At 62.4% G+C, this 17,462-nt stretch carries 16 protein-coding genes; 12 read left to right on the plus strand and 4 right to left on the minus strand.

The features are described from left to right. A complete protein-coding gene (locus tag NLX68_RS23470) occupies positions 1 to 1,761 on the plus strand; it encodes an L-tyrosine/L-tryptophan isonitrile synthase family protein (protein WP_254286037.1) in 1,761 nt (586 codons plus the stop codon). 114 nt (positions 1,762 to 1,875) lie between these two features. Next, entirely contained in the window at positions 1,876 to 3,006 is a 1,131-nt protein-coding gene (locus NLX68_RS23475; RefSeq protein WP_254286038.1) for a hypothetical protein, read from the plus strand. Between the two features lie 8 nt (positions 3,007 to 3,014). Here NLX68_RS23475 and NLX68_RS23480 read toward each other — a convergent pair whose 3' ends face one another. Continuing rightward, positions 3,015 to 5,201 (minus strand): TonB-dependent siderophore receptor, encoded by a 2,187-nt coding sequence (locus tag NLX68_RS23480; RefSeq protein WP_254286039.1) that lies wholly within the window; start codon positions 5,199 to 5,201, stop codon positions 3,015 to 3,017. A gap of 211 nt (positions 5,202 to 5,412) precedes the next feature. Here NLX68_RS23480 and alaC point away from each other — a divergent pair, with 211 nt between their 5' ends. The 6 genes from alaC (at position 5,413) to NLX68_RS23510 (ending at position 9,390) form a co-directional block, all read left to right on the plus strand. Beyond that, a complete protein-coding gene (gene alaC / locus NLX68_RS23485) occupies positions 5,413 to 6,633 on the plus strand; it encodes an alanine transaminase (protein ID WP_254286040.1) in 1,221 nt (406 codons plus the stop codon). Positions 6,634 to 6,811: 178 nt separating this feature from the next. After that, on the plus strand, positions 6,812 to 7,186 hold the full coding sequence (locus NLX68_RS23490; RefSeq protein ID WP_010223505.1) for a YkgJ family cysteine cluster protein: 375 nt from the start codon (positions 6,812 to 6,814) through the stop codon (positions 7,184 to 7,186). Positions 7,187 to 7,240: 54 nt separating this feature from the next. After that, the gene (locus NLX68_RS23495) at positions 7,241 to 7,810 is read left to right on the plus strand and encodes a GNAT family N-acetyltransferase (protein ID WP_254286041.1); all 570 of its coding nucleotides are present in this window, start codon (positions 7,241 to 7,243) and stop codon (positions 7,808 to 7,810) included. Between the two features lie 69 nt (positions 7,811 to 7,879). Further along, entirely contained in the window at positions 7,880 to 8,407 is a 528-nt protein-coding gene (locus NLX68_RS23500; protein WP_254286042.1) for a hypothetical protein, read from the plus strand. Continuing rightward, positions 8,407 to 8,958 (plus strand): hypothetical protein, encoded by a 552-nt coding sequence (locus NLX68_RS23505; protein ID WP_036993889.1) that lies wholly within the window; start codon positions 8,407 to 8,409, stop codon positions 8,956 to 8,958. Before NLX68_RS23500 ends, NLX68_RS23505 begins: the two co-directional genes overlap by 1 nt. Positions 8,959 to 9,006: 48 nt before the next feature. Continuing rightward, positions 9,007 to 9,390, plus strand: coding sequence for a lysozyme inhibitor LprI family protein (locus NLX68_RS23510; protein WP_254286043.1), 384 nt, complete (start codon positions 9,007 to 9,009; stop codon positions 9,388 to 9,390). 2 nt (positions 9,391 to 9,392) lie between these two features. Here NLX68_RS23510 and mnmH read toward each other — a convergent pair whose 3' ends face one another. Both mnmH and selD read right to left on the minus strand, forming a co-directional pair. Beyond that, positions 9,393 to 10,496, minus strand: a complete 1,104-nt coding sequence (gene mnmH / locus NLX68_RS23515) for a tRNA 2-selenouridine(34) synthase MnmH (protein WP_254286044.1) — start codon at positions 10,494 to 10,496, stop codon at positions 9,393 to 9,395. After that, on the minus strand, positions 10,496 to 11,530 hold the full coding sequence (selD, locus tag NLX68_RS23520; protein WP_254286045.1) for a selenide, water dikinase SelD: 1,035 nt from the start codon (positions 11,528 to 11,530) through the stop codon (positions 10,496 to 10,498). The genes mnmH and selD overlap by 1 nt, the downstream gene beginning before the upstream one ends. Positions 11,531 to 11,652: 122 nt before the next feature. On the opposite strand from selD, the gene NLX68_RS23525 reads away from it, so the two are divergent. The 4 genes from NLX68_RS23525 to phnE are packed head-to-tail and all read left to right on the plus strand — an operon-like array spanning position 11,653 to position 14,880. Beyond that, positions 11,653 to 12,504, plus strand: a complete 852-nt coding sequence (locus NLX68_RS23525; RefSeq protein ID WP_010223498.1) for a putative selenate ABC transporter substrate-binding protein — start codon at positions 11,653 to 11,655, stop codon at positions 12,502 to 12,504. Then, entirely contained in the window at positions 12,501 to 13,295 is a 795-nt protein-coding gene (locus NLX68_RS23530) for a phosphonate ABC transporter ATP-binding protein (protein ID WP_254286046.1), read from the plus strand. The genes NLX68_RS23525 and NLX68_RS23530 overlap by 4 nt, the downstream gene beginning before the upstream one ends. Continuing rightward, a complete protein-coding gene (locus NLX68_RS23535) occupies positions 13,289 to 14,116 on the plus strand; it encodes an ABC transporter permease (RefSeq protein WP_254286047.1) in 828 nt (275 codons plus the stop codon). The genes NLX68_RS23530 and NLX68_RS23535 overlap by 7 nt, the downstream gene beginning before the upstream one ends. Continuing rightward, positions 14,113 to 14,880, plus strand: coding sequence for a phosphonate ABC transporter, permease protein PhnE (gene phnE / locus NLX68_RS23540; RefSeq protein ID WP_254286048.1), 768 nt, complete (start codon positions 14,113 to 14,115; stop codon positions 14,878 to 14,880). Before NLX68_RS23535 ends, phnE begins: the two co-directional genes overlap by 4 nt. 37 nt (positions 14,881 to 14,917) lie before the next feature. On the opposite strand, the gene NLX68_RS23545 is transcribed toward phnE, so the two are convergent. Further along, on the minus strand, positions 14,918 to 17,359 hold the full coding sequence (locus NLX68_RS23545; RefSeq protein ID WP_254286049.1) for a TonB-dependent siderophore receptor: 2,442 nt from the start codon (positions 17,357 to 17,359) through the stop codon (positions 14,918 to 14,920). Positions 17,360 to 17,462 lie beyond the last annotated feature (103 nt).

Consider the following 17,462-nt stretch of genomic DNA (forward strand, 5'->3'; position numbering starts at 1 on the left):
ATGCAACACAAGGACACCTGGATCAAGGCGGTCAGCGATGTGCTGGCAGGTTATCTGCTCAAGGACAGCGACGATCGGTTCGACAGGGCAGGTCGGGCCAGCCTGGCCATCAGCCTTGCCCACTTCTACGATCAACAGGCGCCGGTACGCCTGGTGTTGCCGGGCTTCCCGTGCAAGTCGCCGAATGCCCGCGACCAGACGTTCGGTGTGCTGCCAGATTACGGTGAAGCCATGGCCATCGAGCGTCTGGATCAGCTGGGCCAGGAGATCGCGGCGCTGCACGCGCCAGGTTGCGTGGTATCGATCCTGAGTGACGGCACGACCTTCAACGATATCGTCGGCGTGCCCGACGACGTGCGCAAAGCCTACAACCAGGCACTGCGCGAGTTGTGCACCACCCACACGATCAACTGGGTAAGCATGGAAGACCTGTTCCCCCAGGCCAGCAGCGCCGATGCCGTGCGCGCCACGCTGGTCAAGCAGGCCCGGCTGCCGTGGAAGAACGTCGAGGCGCTGATCGCGCAGAGCCGCCATGACGAGACCCTCAGCCATGCCCACGACAAGCTCTGCAGCCACCTCTACAACGACCTGCGTCTGTGCCGCGAAGCGGGGCAGAGCGAAGACGAGCACCTGCTGCAGATCGGCTACAAGGCCTATCAGATGATGTTCCGCGGGCAAGCGCTGAATGCCGCGGTCAATCGCTTCTTCCCGGATGACATTCGTCTGTCGGTGCATCAGTACGACAATGCCGGGCCGAAGTTCACCCTGGCCTTGGCTGATGGCCTGACACGGGTTTCCAGCCCCTGGCATGCGGTGCCGGTGCGTCATCTGGATGGCAGCCAGACGCTGCGCACCCGGGCTGAAGTGGATATCGACCGGCACCTGCTGGTGCAGTACCAGGGGCACCCCTGGCTGTACCACGAAACCACCGGCGAGGCGCTGCAGGGCTTTGAATTCGAGCTCCAGAAGCGCCCGTTGTTCGGCTTGCTGGTACGCGATCCCCTGGGCCTGGGCTTTGAGCGTTTCTCGACGCAATTGCTCGAAGCCTTGGTGGAAACCTTCGGTTTTGTCTGCCTGCGCGGCTGCACCTTCGAAGACCGCGACAGCTTCGCCCGCGACTGCGAACGTTTCGGCACCATCTACCAATGGGCCTTCGGCAAGGTGCATGTGGTCAAGCCGGCGGACAAGCCCGAGGGCGTAGTGCACTCGCTGGAGAAGACGCCACTGCATTGGGACCTGAACATGCTGCCGGCCAGCGATGCCCAGGTGCAGCGTGATCCGAAGTTCTGCGCGAGCAAGTTCATGCTCTATTGCAAGACCGCGCCGCAGGCGGGTGAAGGCCAGACCACCATCGTCGACAGCCGTAATGCCCTGCGCAAGGTCGGCAGCCAGCTAGCCCGGCAATGGCAGGCAGTGGACATTACCTATTACACGCGCATGACCTACTTCGGTGGCTCGCCGCGTAGCTACAGCCTGGTGGACCTGCACCCGCGCACCGGTGAACGTATTTTGCGCTACCAGGAAGGCACCGAGTCGTCCCTGCAGACCTTGAGCCAGGAAGTGCAAGGGTTCGAGGCGCAAGCCCAGCAGGCTTTGCTTGAGCAGCTCAATGCGCTGGTTTATGACGAGGATTGCCTGATCGCCCATGAGTGGGTCGAGGGCGATCTGGTTCTGATCGACAACTACCAGACCCTGCATGGTCGCTTGCCGATGTCGCCGGCTTCGGCTTCGCGTGAGCTCTGGCGGGTTCAGGTCTACTGAGTAGTGCCTCCCGGGCAGCGGCTTCGGTGCCCGCTGCCTGGGAGGTTTTCCGCCTGCTGCGAGCGCAGTGCCAGCGATAGCGTGTCGTGACCCTCAACCCGACAGGATCATGACATGAGCGTTTTGACCGTTTACTTTTGTGGCACCGGCTCTCACCGTTTCGACGACAACAACCCCAACTTCTGGAATGGCGAGCTGGTTTCGACCCTGGCCTCCAACGACCAGGGCAAGGAGTTCGCCCATTGGGTGGCTATCGACGGGCCGGGCAGCGGCAACCTGCAGGCCGACGAGCTGTTCATCAAGACCAAGGCCTATGGGCTTTCCGGCACCCTGTTCGGCAAGGGCTGGGAAGAGAACGTCAGCCATGCCTTGCACATCATCAAAGGCACATTCGACTGGCAGCGCAAAACCTTGAGCGCGCAAGCGTACCAACAGCTCAAGGCGGCCGGCATTCCCATCGACGATGTCGAGAAGACCGGCTCCTGGTTCTGGCGGACCTACCATTACGGCGACCGCATCATTACCCCGCAGCAGTTGCAGGCGCAAATCATCAAGATATTCCGCAAAGACGGGCCATTGCCCACCCAGGTCAACCTGGTCGGCTGGAGCCGCGGCGGGGTCAGTTGTCACATGCTGGCCAACGCCATGCTCGCTGATAGCACCCTGAAGCATATTCCGGTGAACATCTTTGCCGTCGATCCGGTGCCGGGGCTGTTGAACTTTCAGGCTCACCGGGTGCAGCTTGGCGAGAACGTCAAGCAATACGTTGGCTTCTATTCCCGCGACGAGCGCTCCAAGGGCTTTGCCTGCGTGATTCCCAAGACGCACTCGGTAACCCGTTGCCATATTTACCCAGTGCCGGGGCGTCACGCCACGCTGGTGGGTAACGCCGCCGCTGACGGCACCTCGGGTACCAAGGTTTTGGCCGAGCCCGGGCTGATCGTGCGGCATTTTGCTGAAGTCTGCCTGACCCGTTGGGGGGTGAAACTGCAAAAAATGCTCAACCTCGGCGAGCCAGAGCTGCAGGCCTATCACCAGGTGCTCGCCCGGGATGACGGCAAGTACCAGGCAATGCGCAAGCATTCCTACACCGTGGTGACGGAGTCGGAGAAGGGCGAGCGGGCTGTTTCGCTGGGCAGCCAGGGCGCTGGCTTCTCTGCGGTGAAGGGCGGCACCTTGATGCCGCCTGCCGGGTTGGCAGCGCCTATCACCTGGCAGGCATCGTCCTACCAGGAAATTCGCTGAGACATGGCTTAGAAATCGTAGCGAGCGCTGACACTCACGTTGCGTGGGTCGCCGTAGTAGTAGGAGTTATAGAAGCCGACGTTGGTGAAGTACTTCTTGTCGAACAGGTTGTTCAGGTTGACCTGGCCGGAGAGGCTATCGGTGAACTGATACCGGGTCATCAGGTCGACCAGCCAGTAGGCTTCCTGGGTGTAGTCTTCCCGGCCGCGAACCGGGTTGTTCACCGCTTGCCATGACTTGCCCTGCCAGCGCGCGCCACCCCCAACGGTCATGCGCTCCAGCTCGCCGGGCAGCTTGTAGCTGGTGAACAGGCTGACCTGATCCTCCGGTTCCCAGGTAGAGATCTTGTCGCCATCGTCATCGCGAATGACCTTGTGGGTATAACCGGCCTGCACCTGCCAGCCGCGGGCCAGTTCCCCGGAAATCTCCGCGTCGTAGCCTTTGGACTTGGCCTTGGTCGCCACATAGGGGCTCAGAACCTGCGACGGTTGCCCGCTGCGGTCCTGTTCGGCGCGGTTGTCTTCATGGATCTCGAAGTAGGCCAGGCTGGCATTGAGGCGCCCGTCGAACCATTCGCCCTTCAGACCGACTTCATAGTTGTCGCCCTCGTTGGGCTCCAGGGTCTTGCCAAAGCGATCCTGACTGGACTGCGGGTTGAAAATGCTGGTGTAGCTGGCATAGACGGCGTAGGTCGGATTGAGATCGTAGACCACGCCCGCGTAAGGCACGGCGCGCCCGCTTTCTTTCTGATCGCTGTCGCCGGAGCGGGTGAAGTTGGCAAACCGGCTCCCGAGGATCAGTGCCAGATCATCAGTGGGCTTGAAACGCGCAGTGATGTAGCTGGCAGTCTGGCGGGTGGTCAGGTCGTCGGTGCGCGACAGCTTCCAGTCCGGTTCGGCAATGTTGCCGTTCCAGGTGTAGAAGTTGTCGACCCGGTTGTTGTAACCCGCCGCCGCGTCATAGGCCTTGGCATCGAACCTGGCCCGCGAATAGCTGGTGCCGACCACCAGCTCGTGCTCGCGCCCGAACAGCTCGAAAGGGCCGGTGGCATAGAGCTCTGCGGTGTCGGTTTTGGTCTCGCCGGTGAACTTGCCCGAGTACAGGGCGCTGCCGCTGCCCGTGCGAGGGTTGGGGGCGCCGCCGCTGAGTGAGCCGAGCCTTGCGTGGTAACCGTTGAGCTTGTGGCTCAGCTCGAACTTGGCGACCCAGTCGCTGGCAAAGTGCCGTTCCAGGCTGGCAAATACGGTACGGGTGTATTGCTCCCAACGGCTCCACTGCGCCCCCGGATTGAACGAACGCGAAACCTTGTTCAGGTTGCCATCGCTGTTGAATATCGGGATGGCCGCCCAACTGGAGCCCCTGGGGTCGTTGTCCTGGTAGTCGGCGCCCAACGTCAGCAGGGTGTCGTCATCCAGGTCCATTTCGACAATGCCGTAGTAGACGCTGGTCTTGCGTTCATAGTGATCCTGGAACGAGTGTTTGTCCTGGAAGGCGGCCACAGCCCGAGCCCGCACGCTGGCGCTGTCGTTGAGTGCGCCAGAGACGTCGAGCTCGCTGCGGTAGTTGTCCCAGGAGCCACCGCTGGCACCGATATGGGCATTGAAGTCGGCGGTGGGTTTCTTGCGTACGAAGTTGATCGCTGCACCAGGTTTGCCGGCACCGGAAAGCAGGCCGTTGGCGCCCTTGATCACCTCGATGCGGTCGTAGATGGCGGTGTCGCTGAGGTTGTTGCCGGCGGCGTTGACGCCGTTATCCAGGGTGGGAATGCCGTCGTACTGGTAGTTCTGGATCGAATAGCCACGGGAATAGTAGGTGGTGCGCTCGCTGTCCAGTCTCGATACCGTGATGCCCGGTGTATGGCGCATCACCTCGTCGATGGCGTTGAGATTGAAGTCATCCATGAACTGGCGGGTGACCACCGAGATCGACTGCGGAGTCTGTTTGGGGGTCAACACCAGGCGGGTGGCAGTGGCGATGGTGCCCGGGGTGTAACTGCCGTTGCCTTCGGTGATGGTCCCCAGCTGGTTACTGATGACCTGGGTTTCGCCAAGTTCCCACACATGATGGTGATGAGCGTCGACAGGTTCAGTGTCGTCTTCTGGCGTGGCTGCGTGCAGCCCGGCACTGGCGGCACATAGCGCGATGGCAAGAAGTGTCGGTGTGAACGGGAGGTGCTGGGGGAGGGGGGAAAGCATTGCAGTTCCTTTGAATGCTGGCTAATTAATAAATATGATACAAATGATTCTCATTATGGTGTCAAGGCTGTAATGCAAAAGAAAGGCTTGGCGAGGTATTTTTCTGCAGTTACTGGACACCCGGCGGGCAAAGGCTCTATGGTTTGCCTCGGCCACCGCAGTGGCCAACGTCGCTCGGACGGTTCCGGGCGCTTACGTCTTCGAGGAAGCCATGGCTGACCAAGGTTCGCCGCGCCGCTTTGCGCGCATTGATCGTCTCCCCCCTTACGTCTTCAACATCACCGCCGAGCTCAAGATGGCCGCGCGCCGTCGTGGCGAGGACATCATCGACCTGAGCATGGGCAACCCCGACGGTGCCACGCCACCGCACATCGTCGAGAAACTGGTGCAGGTCGCCCAGCGTGAAGACACCCACGGCTACTCGACTTCCCGCGGTATCCCACGCCTGCGCCGGGCGATCTCGCGCTGGTACAAGGACCGCTACGAGGTCGAGATCGACCCGGAAAACGAAGCCATCGTCACCATCGGCTCCAAGGAAGGCCTGGCGCACCTGATGCTCGCCACCCTTGACCATGGCGACACCGTGCTGGTGCCCAACCCCAGCTACCCGATTCACATCTACGGGGCGGTGATAGCCGGTGCCCAGGTGCGTTCGGTGCCGTTGATTCCGGGGGTGGACTTCTTCAACGAGCTGGAGCGGGCAATCCGCGAAACCATCCCGAAACCGAAGATGATGATCCTTGGCTTTCCCTCCAACCCGACCGCGCAGTGCGTCGAGCTGGACTTCTTCGAGCGGGTGGTGGCCCTGGCCAAGCAGTACGACGTGCTGGTGATCCACGACCTGGCCTACGCCGACATCGTCTACGACGGCTGGAAAGCACCGTCGATCATGCAGGTGCCGGGGGCCAAGGACATTGCCGTGGAGTTCTTCACCCTGTCCAAGAGCTACAACATGGCCGGCTGGCGGATCGGCTTCATGGTGGGCAACCCGGAGCTGGTCAGCGCCCTGGCACGCATCAAGAGCTACCACGACTACGGCACCTTCACCCCGCTGCAGGTCGCGGCCATTGCCGCGCTGGAAGGCGATCAGCAGTGTGTGCTCGATATCGCCGAGCAGTATCGCCAGCGCCGCAACGTGCTGGTCAAGGGCCTGCACGAGCTGGGCTGGATGGTCGAGAACCCCAAGGCGTCGATGTACGTCTGGGCGAAAATCCCCGAAGAGTACGCGCACCTGGGGTCGCTGGAGTTTTCCAAGAAGCTGCTGGCCGAGGCCAAGGTCTGCGTGTCGCCGGGTATCGGCTTTGGTGACTATGGCGACGACCATGTGCGCTTTGCCCTGATCGAGAACCAGGACCGCATCCGCCAGGCGGTGCGCGGCATCCGGCAGATGTTCAGGGCCGATGGCGTAGGTAGCAAGCCGGCCCAGAAGTAAGCGTACAGGTTATCGCGGGTCAATCCCGCTCCTACAGTGGGAGCGGGATTGCCGCGGCGAAACAACCGTCCGTCAGCGGCGATTTATTTCTGCAATACCCCCCTTCTCAAACATCCGGCAACGCATAGAATGGCGGCGGGTTTCTCCCTATAACGATAATCAACCTCCCCCTCTCATCATGTCCGAACATAATCCTTGTTTGAACTGCGGCGCCTGCTGCGGGTATTTCCGTGTGTCCTTCTTCTGGGGTGAGTGCACGTCGGCGGGTGGTGTCGTGCCCGACGATCTGGTGGTCCAGATCAGCCCCAGCCGCGTGGCGATGATCGGCACCGACAGCAAGCCCTGTCGCTGCATTGGGCTCGAAGGCGAGATTGGCAAAGGTGTGAGCTGCACCTTGTATGAACAACGCTCCAGCCCTTGCCGGGAGTTCGACGCGGCCTGGGTCAATGGCGAAGCCAACCCCAGCTGCGATGCGGCCCGCGCCGCCTATGGCCTGCCACCGCTCGAGGCCAACGAGCCGATCTGGCCGGACGAGGGTGCTGAAGTCGCCTGAGGCGCGGCTTGAGGGTTACACTGGCGGGTTCATGAATCGGACAGGAGGTCCCGCGTGACCCGCATGTACAGTTTTCCCGCTGACCTGTGCCTGGAAAGCCCGCGCTTGCAACTGCGCCCGATGGTGCTCGAGGATGCCGAAGCGTGGTTTGCTATCATGGCCGACCCGCAGGTCATGCGTTTCTGGCACCACGGCCCCTGGCAAGCGCTGACCGAGGCGCGGGCGGCATTGGCCGAAGACCGCGCCGCCTATGCCGCCGGGCAGATGCTGAAGCTGGGCATCTACCGGCGCGACAACGGCGAACTGATCGGCATGAGTCAATTGTTCAACCTGGAACCCACTTCGCGCCGCGGTGAAATCGGCTACTGCCTGGCCAGTGCTGCCCAAGGCCGTGGTTTCATGGACGAGGCGCTGACCTGTTTCATCGACTACCTGGCTCACGGCCTGCACCTGCGGCGCCTGGAGGCTGAAATCGACCCACGCAATCACGGCTCGGCACGCACCCTGGAGCGTCAGGGCTTTGTGCTCGAAGGGTTGCTGCGCCAGCGCTGGTGTGTCGCCGGTGAGCTGTCGGACTCGGGGCTTTACGGGCTACTGCTCGATCAGGCGCCAATGGAAGGTTGAATACTCAAGCGCGGCAGCGCAGTCTGCGCTATTGTCGCGCGCTCTTTGACCAGCCAAATGGATTTACTGGTGCCCCTGAACTACCTGACCCTCAGCCTCGCCTGCTACCTGACCTGCCTGTTCCTTGAGGCATGTGCCCGTGAGCACGAGGTGATGCGTGGCATGCACGCCCTGGCCCTGGGGGTCTTGGGCGGCGCCTTCTGGTATGCCAATCCGTTGTATTTCGCCGCCCTGGTGATGCACCGCAAACAACCACGGGTGGCCCTGTACCTGGGGTGCGCTGCGCTGTTGCTCAGTGGCTCGATGGTGCCGCTGGGCTGGTTCGACTTGACCCTGGTACCCGATTCGCCCAACGGTCCGGGGCTGCTGATCGGTTACTACGTGTGGTTGCTGGCGATGGCGCTGTTCATCCTTGGCCAGTGGCGCTACCGCCAGGAACCTGCGGGTAGCAGCAGGGTACCGCTGCTGGGCTGGCCGGGCTGGGTGCTGGTCGCTGGCATCGTAGTCAGTGTGCCGCTGGCATTCACGCCCTGGAGTAAAGTGCCGTTTCGGTCGGTCCCCGAGCAGACGCCGTGCATTGAGTGTGGAGGCAACTGATGGCCCGTTTCTACGTTGCAATCACCTTGGCGTTGTACCTGTTGAGCCTGTGCTTCAAAGCCATCTACCTGTCGGCTGACGGCTCTCTGCATGCCTTGCAGGTGCTGCTGCTCGGGCCTTGGGGCATTGTCATGCAGATCTACGGCTGGTTTGCCAACCCGTTGCTGGGGCTGGCGATCCTGATGCACCGGCGCTGGCGCTGGCTGGCCCTGGTGCTTGGCCTTGGCGCGCTGTACCTGGCGCTCAGCGCGCTGCAAGTCGAGCGTCTGCCAGACAATCACAGCTACAGTTTTCTCGACGTCACCGGCTTTGGCCCCGGTTATTACGTCTGGCTGCTATCGATCGGCTTCTTCTGCGTAGCGCAGGCCTGGTGGTGCCGACAGGGGGTCAAAGGCGCGCAGATGCCGGGTTGGCACTGGCTTGATGGCGGCCTGGCAATCGTGCTCAACATTGCCATCGTCTACGCGATCCAGACGCCTAGCCTGCACTTTCAGCTAAAGAAAGTGATCGAGCCACCGACGCCGGTCCAGATCGACAAGGGCGCCATCTAGCATGCCGACCACGATCAGCCCGCGCCCACCCAAGACGGAGTCCGCCGCATGAACCGCCCATTTTTGCTCATCGGCCTATTGGTCTGTGGTTCCTCAATAGCCCAGGCCCAGGACGAGTACTCCCCGGCCTACACAGCCTGCATGAAAACCGCCGAGTCCACCCTGGCCATGAACAACTGCAACGGCGCCGAGATCAAGCGCCAGGACAGCCGCCTCAACAGCGCCTACAAAAAGGCCATGGCCGCTCTCGAAGGCCCTCAGCAAACCCAGCTGCGTGAGGCCCAGCGGGCCTGGATCAAGTACCGCGACGCCAACTGCAACCTGTATTACAGCCTCACCGGCGGCACTATCGACCAGCTCAATGGCGCCGGGTGCATCCTCGGCAGCACCCGGGACCGGGCAGACGAACTGCAGGCATTGCTGCAGCCCTGAGATCAGCGCCGGGCGGCGCGCTCGCGCAGGTACTCGCGCACTTCGCGCTGATCGCCGGCAAACTCGATGCGCTGGGCCTTGCTGTCGCGCTGGTAGGCGTACATCGGGTCATAGTATTCGCTGAGCAGGCCGCTGATCCAGGCGCGGTGCAGCTCCACCGCGCCACTGCGCAGTTGTTCCTGCAGCGCTTGCTGGAGCAACGCCGACAGTCGCTGGTAGCGCTCGCCGCCCAGGCGTTTGAGGATATTGGTCATGCTCCGGGTCAGGCGTTCGGCAAACAGCCTGAAGCCGTTTTCATCACCGTGCAGGGCAACGAACTCGGCGCACAGGTTGATCACGTAATCGCCGAGAATCCGCTCGACGCGGTTGTCAAAGCTGTCTTCCAGCCACACCAGCGGGTAACCCTGCATGCCCTGGTACAGCTCTAGCGGCACCGTGCAGCTGCCGACGATGCGGCCTTCATCTTCCAGCACAAACTGCTCGATGCCCCGGGCGCGTTTCTTCAGCACATCGATGGCCAGGCCGTTCTCGAAGTCAATCTGCACCGGCTGGCCGGTGGCGCGCTTGCCAAAGCTGGAACCGCGGTGGTTGGCGTGGCCTTCCAGGTCAATGGTGTTATCCAGCAGTTGTAGCACTTCGGTCTTGCCGGTACCGGTGAGGCCGCCGATCAGCACGAAGTCGCACTCCGCCACGGCCTGCCGGGTGGTCTCGATCAGGAACGTGCGCATTGCCTTGTAGCCGCCGACCACTTTCGGATAGTCGATGCCGGCTTCAGCCTTGAGCCACTGCTGGACGATCTGCGAACGCAGGCCACCGCGAAAGCAGTAGAGGTAACCTTCTGGGTTGGCCCGGGCGAACGCGGCCCAGGCGGCAATGCGTTGGTCCTTGGTCTGGCCGCTGACCAGTTGATGGCCGAGGGCGATGGCGGCCTGCTGGCCCTGCTGCTTGTAGCAGGTGCCGACCTTTTGCCGCTCAAGGTCGTTCATCAGCGGCAGGTTGCTGACATTGGGGAAGGCGCCCTTGGTGAATTCGACCGGGGCGCGCAGGTCCATCATGGCTACATCGTTGAGAAACAGCTGGCGGTAGTCGGTGCAGTTGTCACGCATCAAAGCACCTCAACCGCATGGCGCTGTCGCTCCACCAGCTCGCCGATCGGCGCCAGGTTCAGGCCCAGTTCGGCGGCGACGGCGAGAAACTCCGTTTCACCTTCCGGGGTCACCGCCACCAGCAGCCCGCCGCTGGTTTGTGGATCGCACAGCAGGTGCTTCTGCTCATCGCTCAGGGGTGCGATCTTGTCGCCGTAGCTGTCGAAGTTGCGCAGGGTTCCGCCGGGCACGCAGCCTTCGGCCAGGTAATGCTCGACGCTCGGCAGGCGGGGCACCGCGTTGTAGTCAAGGCGTGCGCTCAGGCCGCTGCCGTCGGCCAACTCCACCAGGTGGCCAAGCAGGCCGAAGCCGGTGACGTCGGTCATGGCCTTGACCGCGGCCAGCTTGCCGAAGCGGCTGCCGGGGGTGTTCAGGGTGCACATCCAGTCGCGGGCCAGGCCCTTGTCCTGGTCGCGCAGCTTGGCCTTTTTCTCGGCGGTGGTGAGGATGCCGATACCCAAGGGTTTGGTCAGGTACAGACGGCAACCTGCCGTGGCGGTGTCGTTACGCTTCATGTGACGCTTTTGCACCACGCCGGTTACCGCCAGGCCAAAGATCGGCTCGGGGGCATCGATGGAGTGGCCGCCGGCCAGGGGAATGCCGGCCTCGGCGCACACGGCACGGCCGCCGCGGATCACTTCACGGGCCACTTCCGGGGCCAGCACATTGACCGGCCAGCCGAGAATGGCGATGGCCATCAGCGGGTCGCCGCCCATGGCGTAGATATCGCTGATGGCGTTGGTGGCGGCAATGCGGCCGAAGTCATAGGGGTCATCGACGATCGGCATGAAGAAGTCGGTGGTCGAAACCACACCGCGTTCGTCATCGAGGGCGTAAACTGCCGCGTCATCGCGCGAAGCGTTGCCGACCCAGAGTTTCGGGTCCAGCGCCTGGGTACCGCTTTCGGCGAGAATCACCTCGAGCATCTTCGGAGAGATCTTGCAGCCACAGCCGGCGCCGTGGCTGTACTGGGTCAGGCGAATCGGCTCGCTCATACGCACCTCGAAAAATCGTCAAGGCCCGAGTGTAGCAAAGCTGGCCTTTGCGCCGATGCCTCTTATAATTTCCGGGGTGGCCCGTGCCGGCCCTTTCCCCGCTATTGAACCGGAGAATCCCCATGCTCAAACGTCCCCTGGCGCTGTTTGCCGGTCTGCTATTGTCCTGCACGTCCTACCTGGCCCAGGCGGCCGATACCCTGCGGGTCAGCGCGATCCCTGACGAAGCACCCACCGAACTGCTGCGCAAGTTCAAGCCGTTGGGTGAGTACCTGGAGCAGAAGCTGGGGATGAAAGTCGAGTTCGTGCCGGTGGCAGACTACCCGGCGGTGGTCGAGTCGCTGGTCGCCAACAAGCTGGATATGGCCTGGCTGGGCGGTTTCACTTTCGTGCAGGTGCACCTCAAGGATCCGACAGCCACGCCTTTGGTACAGCGTGAACAGGACGCCAAGTTCACCAGCAAATTCATCACCGCCAACCCGGATGTGAAGAGCCTGGCCGATCTCAAGGGCAAGACCTTTGCCTTCGGTTCCATTTCGTCCACCTCGGGCAGCCTGATGCCGCGCTACTTCATGCTCAAGGATGGCATCAAGCCTGAAACCTACTTCAGCCGCGTCGCCTATTCCGGTGCCCACGATGCTACGGCGGCGTGGGTCCAGGCTGGCAAGGCCGACGGTGGGGTACTCAACGCCAGCGTCTGGGAAAAGCTGGTGGCCTCGGGCAAGGTCGATACCAATAAGGTGAAGGTGTTCGCCACCACCCCAAGCTACTTCGATTACAACTGGACCGTGCGCGGCAGCCTCGACCCGGCACTGAAAGACAAGATCAAACAGGCGTTCCTCGACCTCGATCCGGCCAAGCCCGCCGACAAGGCCATCCTCGACCTGCAGGCCGCCAGCCGCTTTATCGAAACCAGCCCGGACAACTACAAGGGTATCGAAGAGGCCGCGCGCGCCGCCGAACTGCTGAAATGACCATCCGATTGACCGGCGCCAGCCTGCGCCATGGCCAGGTCCAGGCCCTGCACGGCATCGACCTGCAGATTGGCGCCGGCGAGCGGGTGGCGATCATCGGCCCTTCGGGGGCGGGCAAGTCGAGCCTGTTGCAGTTGCTGGGCACTGCCCTGGCCCCCAGTACCGGTACCGTCGAGCTGCTTGATGTGGCGCCCTGGCGCTTGTCGGCCGGAGCGCGTCAGCGCCTGCGCGCGCGCATCGGCCTGATCCATCAGGCGCCGCCGCTGCCACCGCGTCAGCGGGTGGTGACGGCGGTGCTGGCCGGGCGCCTGGGGCAGTGGAGCACCTTGCGCGGGCTGCTCAATCTGCTGCACCCGGCGGACGTTCCGGGTGTGCGCGAAGTGCTGACGAGCCTGGGCATGGCCGAGAAGATTTTTGTCCAGTGCGGGCAATTGTCCGGTGGCCAGTTGCAGCGGGTCGGCATTGCCCGGGCACTGTATCAGCAACCACAGATTCTGCTGGCTGACGAGCCGGTTTCGGCCATGGACCCGGTGCTGGCCGAACACAGCCTGAAAACCCTCAACCAGCATGCCAATGAGCGCGGCGTGACCCTGATCGCCAGCCTGCATGCGGTAGAGCTGGCGCTGGCGCATTTCCCGCGGGTGATTGGTGTTCGCGAAGGGCGGATCGTCTTTGATCGCCCGGCGAGCGAGGTCTCCAGCGACATGCTCGATGGCTTGTATGCCAACGAACATCTGGTGTCGCCGCCGTTACCGCTGCCGGCGTTGAACCTGCAGATTCCCCGATGCTGAAGGCCGATAGCCGTGACCCGGCGGCCCTGCCCAGGGTGCTGCTGGCGCTGTTGGCGATTGCCCTGTTGTGGCCGGGCATCCGCCTCAGTGAGCTGAACCCCGGGGTGTTGCTGCAGGCCGATAACCGCCGCGAGATGGGCAATTTTGTCAGCGCCTTCTGGCCGCCGGCCCATGAGCCTGACTTCCTTCGGCTGCTTTTGGATGCCACCTTGCAGACCCTGGCAGTGGCTACCGCCGGCATGACCCTGGCCTTGCTGCTGGCGATCCCGGCCAGCCTGCTGGCCAGCCGGGCGCTGTCGTTGCGCGCTGCCTCACGGGGCGGGCGCCTGGGCTTCTGGTCGCGCACCTTGCGTCTGCCGGTGCGCGCCGTGTTGATCTTCCTGCGCAGCGTGCCGGAGATCGTCTGGGCGCTGTTGTTCGTCCGCGCTGTCGGTCTGGGCCCGACCGCCGGGGTGCTGGCCATCGCCATTACCTACAGCGGCATGCTTGGCAAGGTCTACGCGGAGATCTTCGAGTCGGTCGACCAGCGCCCGGCCCATGCCTTGTTGCAGGCCGGCAGCAGCCGCTTGAGCGCGTTTTTTTACGGCATCCTGCCCGCTGCGGCGGCGGAGCTGGTGTCCTACACGGTGTACCGCTGGGAATGCGCGATCCGTGCCTCGGTGGTGATGGGCTTTGTCGGCGCGGGCGGGTTGGGCCAGCAGATCGACCTGTCCATGCGCATGTTCGCCGGGGCAGAGGTGGCGAGCATGCTGCTGACGTTTCTGCTGCTGGTATGGCTGGCCGACCAGCTCAGTCGTCTGCTGCGCGGGAGGCTGGCATGAGAGCGTTGATCAACACGGCGCTGGTGCTGGCGCTGTTGGCGGCGGTGGCAGCGTCGTTCGCTTATTTGAGCCTTGATCTGCAGGCGCTGTTTGGCGATGGCGGGCTAGGGCAGATGGGCGCTTACGCGCTGCGATTCCTCAGCCCCGACCTGAGCCCCGATCACCTGCGGGCGGTTGGCAAAGGCGCACTGGAAACCCTGGCCATGTCAGGGCTGGGTACCTTGCTTGCGGTGGTGCTCGGCCTGTTACTGGCCTTACCGGCAGCCGGGCGTTTTGGCTGGCCGTTGCAAGGCGTAGCGCGCCTGCTGCTCAACGCATTGCGAGCGATTCCGGAGCTGGTGTGGGCGGCCTTGACCGTCCTGGCCGCGGGCCTTGGACCGAATGCCGGCACGCTGGCCTTGGCCTTGCACACCTCAGGCGTACTCGGCCGCCTGTTCGCCGAAGCGCTGGAAAACACCCCGCCAGAACCGGCTGCGGCCATTCGCCTGCAAGGCGGCAGCCAGGTCACAGCGTTCTGCTTCGGCACCTTGCCCAACCTCTGGCCGCAGTTGCTGGCCTACAGCCTGTACCGCTGGGAAAACAACATCCGCATGGCCAGCGTGCTGGGTTTTGTCGGTGCCGGTGGCCTGGGGCAGATGCTCTACACCACCCTCAGCCTGTTCCAGGAAGCCCAGGCCAGCACGGTGATCATCGCCATGCTGGTACTGGTGTTGCTGGTCGATGCCTTGAGCGAAGTGCTCAGGCAGCGGTTTGTGCGGGCTTGATCAGTCCGCTGGCTTTGTTTACCGCGATGTGCCCGGGTCAGAAGTCCCAGCGGGTGCTCAGCATGAAATTGCGTGGCTCACCATAAGCCGCCGAGTTATAGAAACCGACGTTGGTGTAGTAGTACTTGTCGAAAAGGTTGTTGATGTTGAGCGTTGCCGACAGGTGTTCGCTGAACTGGTAACGGGTCATCAGGTCCACCAGCCAGTAGGATTCCTGAGAGATATCTTGGTAATGCCCGAGAGGGGCGTTGTAGATCGATTGCCAACCCACGCTTTGCCAGCGCGCGCCGGCGCCGACGGTCAGGTTTTCCAGGCGGCCGCTGAGCTTGTAGCTGGTGTACAGGCTGACCTGGTCCTCCGGCTCAAAGGTCGAGATCTTTTGATCATTGTCATCGCGTACGATCTTGTGGGTGTAGCCGGCCTGCAACTGCCAGCCCGGGCTGAGCTCCCCGGAAATCTCCAGCTCATACCCTTTAGTCACCGCCTGGGTGCCTTTGAAGGCGTAGTTGGGTGGCGTGGGTTGCAGGTTGTTGTAGTCATCATCGGGCATGGAGCGGTTGTCTTCATGCACCTCGAAGTAGGCCAGGCTGCTGTTCAAGCGGCCTTCGAAAAAATCCGCCTTCAGGCCCAACTCGTAGTTCTGCCCTTCGTCCGGTTCTAGCAACTTGCTGTCGCGGTCTTTGTTCCAGCTTTCCTGGGGCATGAAAATGTCGGTGTAGCTGGCGTACACCGAATAGGTGTCATTGAGGTCATAGACTGCGCCGACGTAAGGCACGAAGCGTCCCGACTCCTTGTAGGACGGGTTCAGGCCGGTCAGGTGATAGTTCACGACGCGACCGCCAAGAAAAACTTTCAGGTCATCGCTGAGGTTCAGCCGGGTGGTCATGTAGGCGCCGGTCTGGCGCACCACATCATCGCTACGTTGGGACACCGGGCCCCAGTCAGGCTCGGGGAAGTTGCCGTTCCAATGATTGAAATCGACAATGTTGGGACCGCGGTGGGTCACGTCCCAGTAGCCCTTGCCTTTCCAGTGCGAGGTGCCGATCGAACCACCCAGCACCAGCTCATGCTCGCGTCCCAGTAACGTGAAGGGCCCGCTGACATAGAGATCGGCCGAGTCGCTGGTGGTTTCGCCAGTGTACTTCTGCGCATTGATACTGGCGCTGCCATCGGGCTTGGGCTGGTCGAACTGAATCGAGCCAAGCGCGGCATGGTAGCCATTGATCTTGTGGTCCAGTTGCAGCTTGGTGACCCAGCCATCGCCCAGCTCATGTTCGAGGGTGGCGAACACGGTGCGGGTGTATTGCTCCCAGCCGCTCCAGTCGGTGCCGTTGTTGAAGGCGCGCGAGACGCTGTTGTGACCACCCGCGGAGTTGATCAGCGGGAAGCTACCCGACCAGCTCGAGCCTTTGGGGTTGCTGTCCTGATAATCGCCGCCCACGGTCAACATCGTGTCAGGTGACAGATCAAACTCGAGGATGCCGTAGTACACCGAGCTTTTACGCGAGTAGTGGTCCATGAACGAGTTCTTGTCCTGGTAGGCCGCCACCGCCCGGCCACGGACATTGCCGGTGTCGGTCAGGGGCCCGCTGAGGTCCAGTTCACTGCGGTAGTTATCCCAGGAGCCCATCCCGGCGCTGGCGTGGCCCTGGAAATCAGCGGTGGGTTTTTTACGCACCAGGTTGATGGTGGCGCCCAGGGACCCGGCACCGGTCAACAATCCTGTGGCGCCTTTAAGTACCTCGACACGGTCATAGATGGCCATGTCGCTCAGGGTATTGCCCGCCGAATAGGCGACGTTGCGTACGGTGGAGGGAATGCCGTCGTACTGGAAGTTGTTGATGGAAAAACCACGGGCGTAATAGTTGGTACGGTCGCTGTCGAAGGCCGAGACGGTGATGCCGGGTGTATGGCGCATCACGTCGTCAACGTTGTTAAGGCCGAAGTCATCCATGTGCTGGCGCGTGATGACGGTGATCGACTGCGGGGTTTGCCGGGGTGTCAGGACCAGGCGCGTTGCCGTGGCGATAGTGCCTGGGGTGTAGGAGCCCGTACCTTCGGTAACCGTGCCCAGCTGGTTACTGATAATACTGGTGGCGCCCAGCTCCAGTGCCGAACCCGGGGCGGGGCGGCGCACGAGCATGACTGCATTCGCGCCGTTGGGCTCGAAGCCCAGCTGTGTGCCTGTCAGCAGTTGGGCCAGCGCTTGTTGGCTGGTCATCTGGCCACTGACGCCGGACGACTGCACACCTTGGGCCAGATCTGCCGAATAGGCGATCTGCAAGCCACTCTGCTCGCTCAATTGATCGAGGGCGTTGGCCAGTGGTTGTGCGGCAATGGCGAAATCGTGGGTGCTCAGCACCTGGTTGCCAATCGGTGTGTCGATGATCTCGGCGGCTATGGCGTTGCTACAGGCCAGGTAGATGGCCAGTGCCAGGATGCTATGGGCGTGGGTTGGGTGGAGTGCTGGAAGGTGCATGCGAGCCCCGTTCTGAATAGGAATTATTTGCAAGCGCAAAAACCTTGACGGGTTGAAAGCTCGAAAGCCGTAAAACTTTTTTCACCGGTGTGATCGGCTGGTG

The sequence above is a fragment of the Pseudomonas sp. SBB6 genome (assembly GCF_024213215.1).
Taxonomy (GTDB): domain Bacteria; phylum Pseudomonadota; class Gammaproteobacteria; order Pseudomonadales; family Pseudomonadaceae; genus Aquipseudomonas; species Aquipseudomonas donghuensis.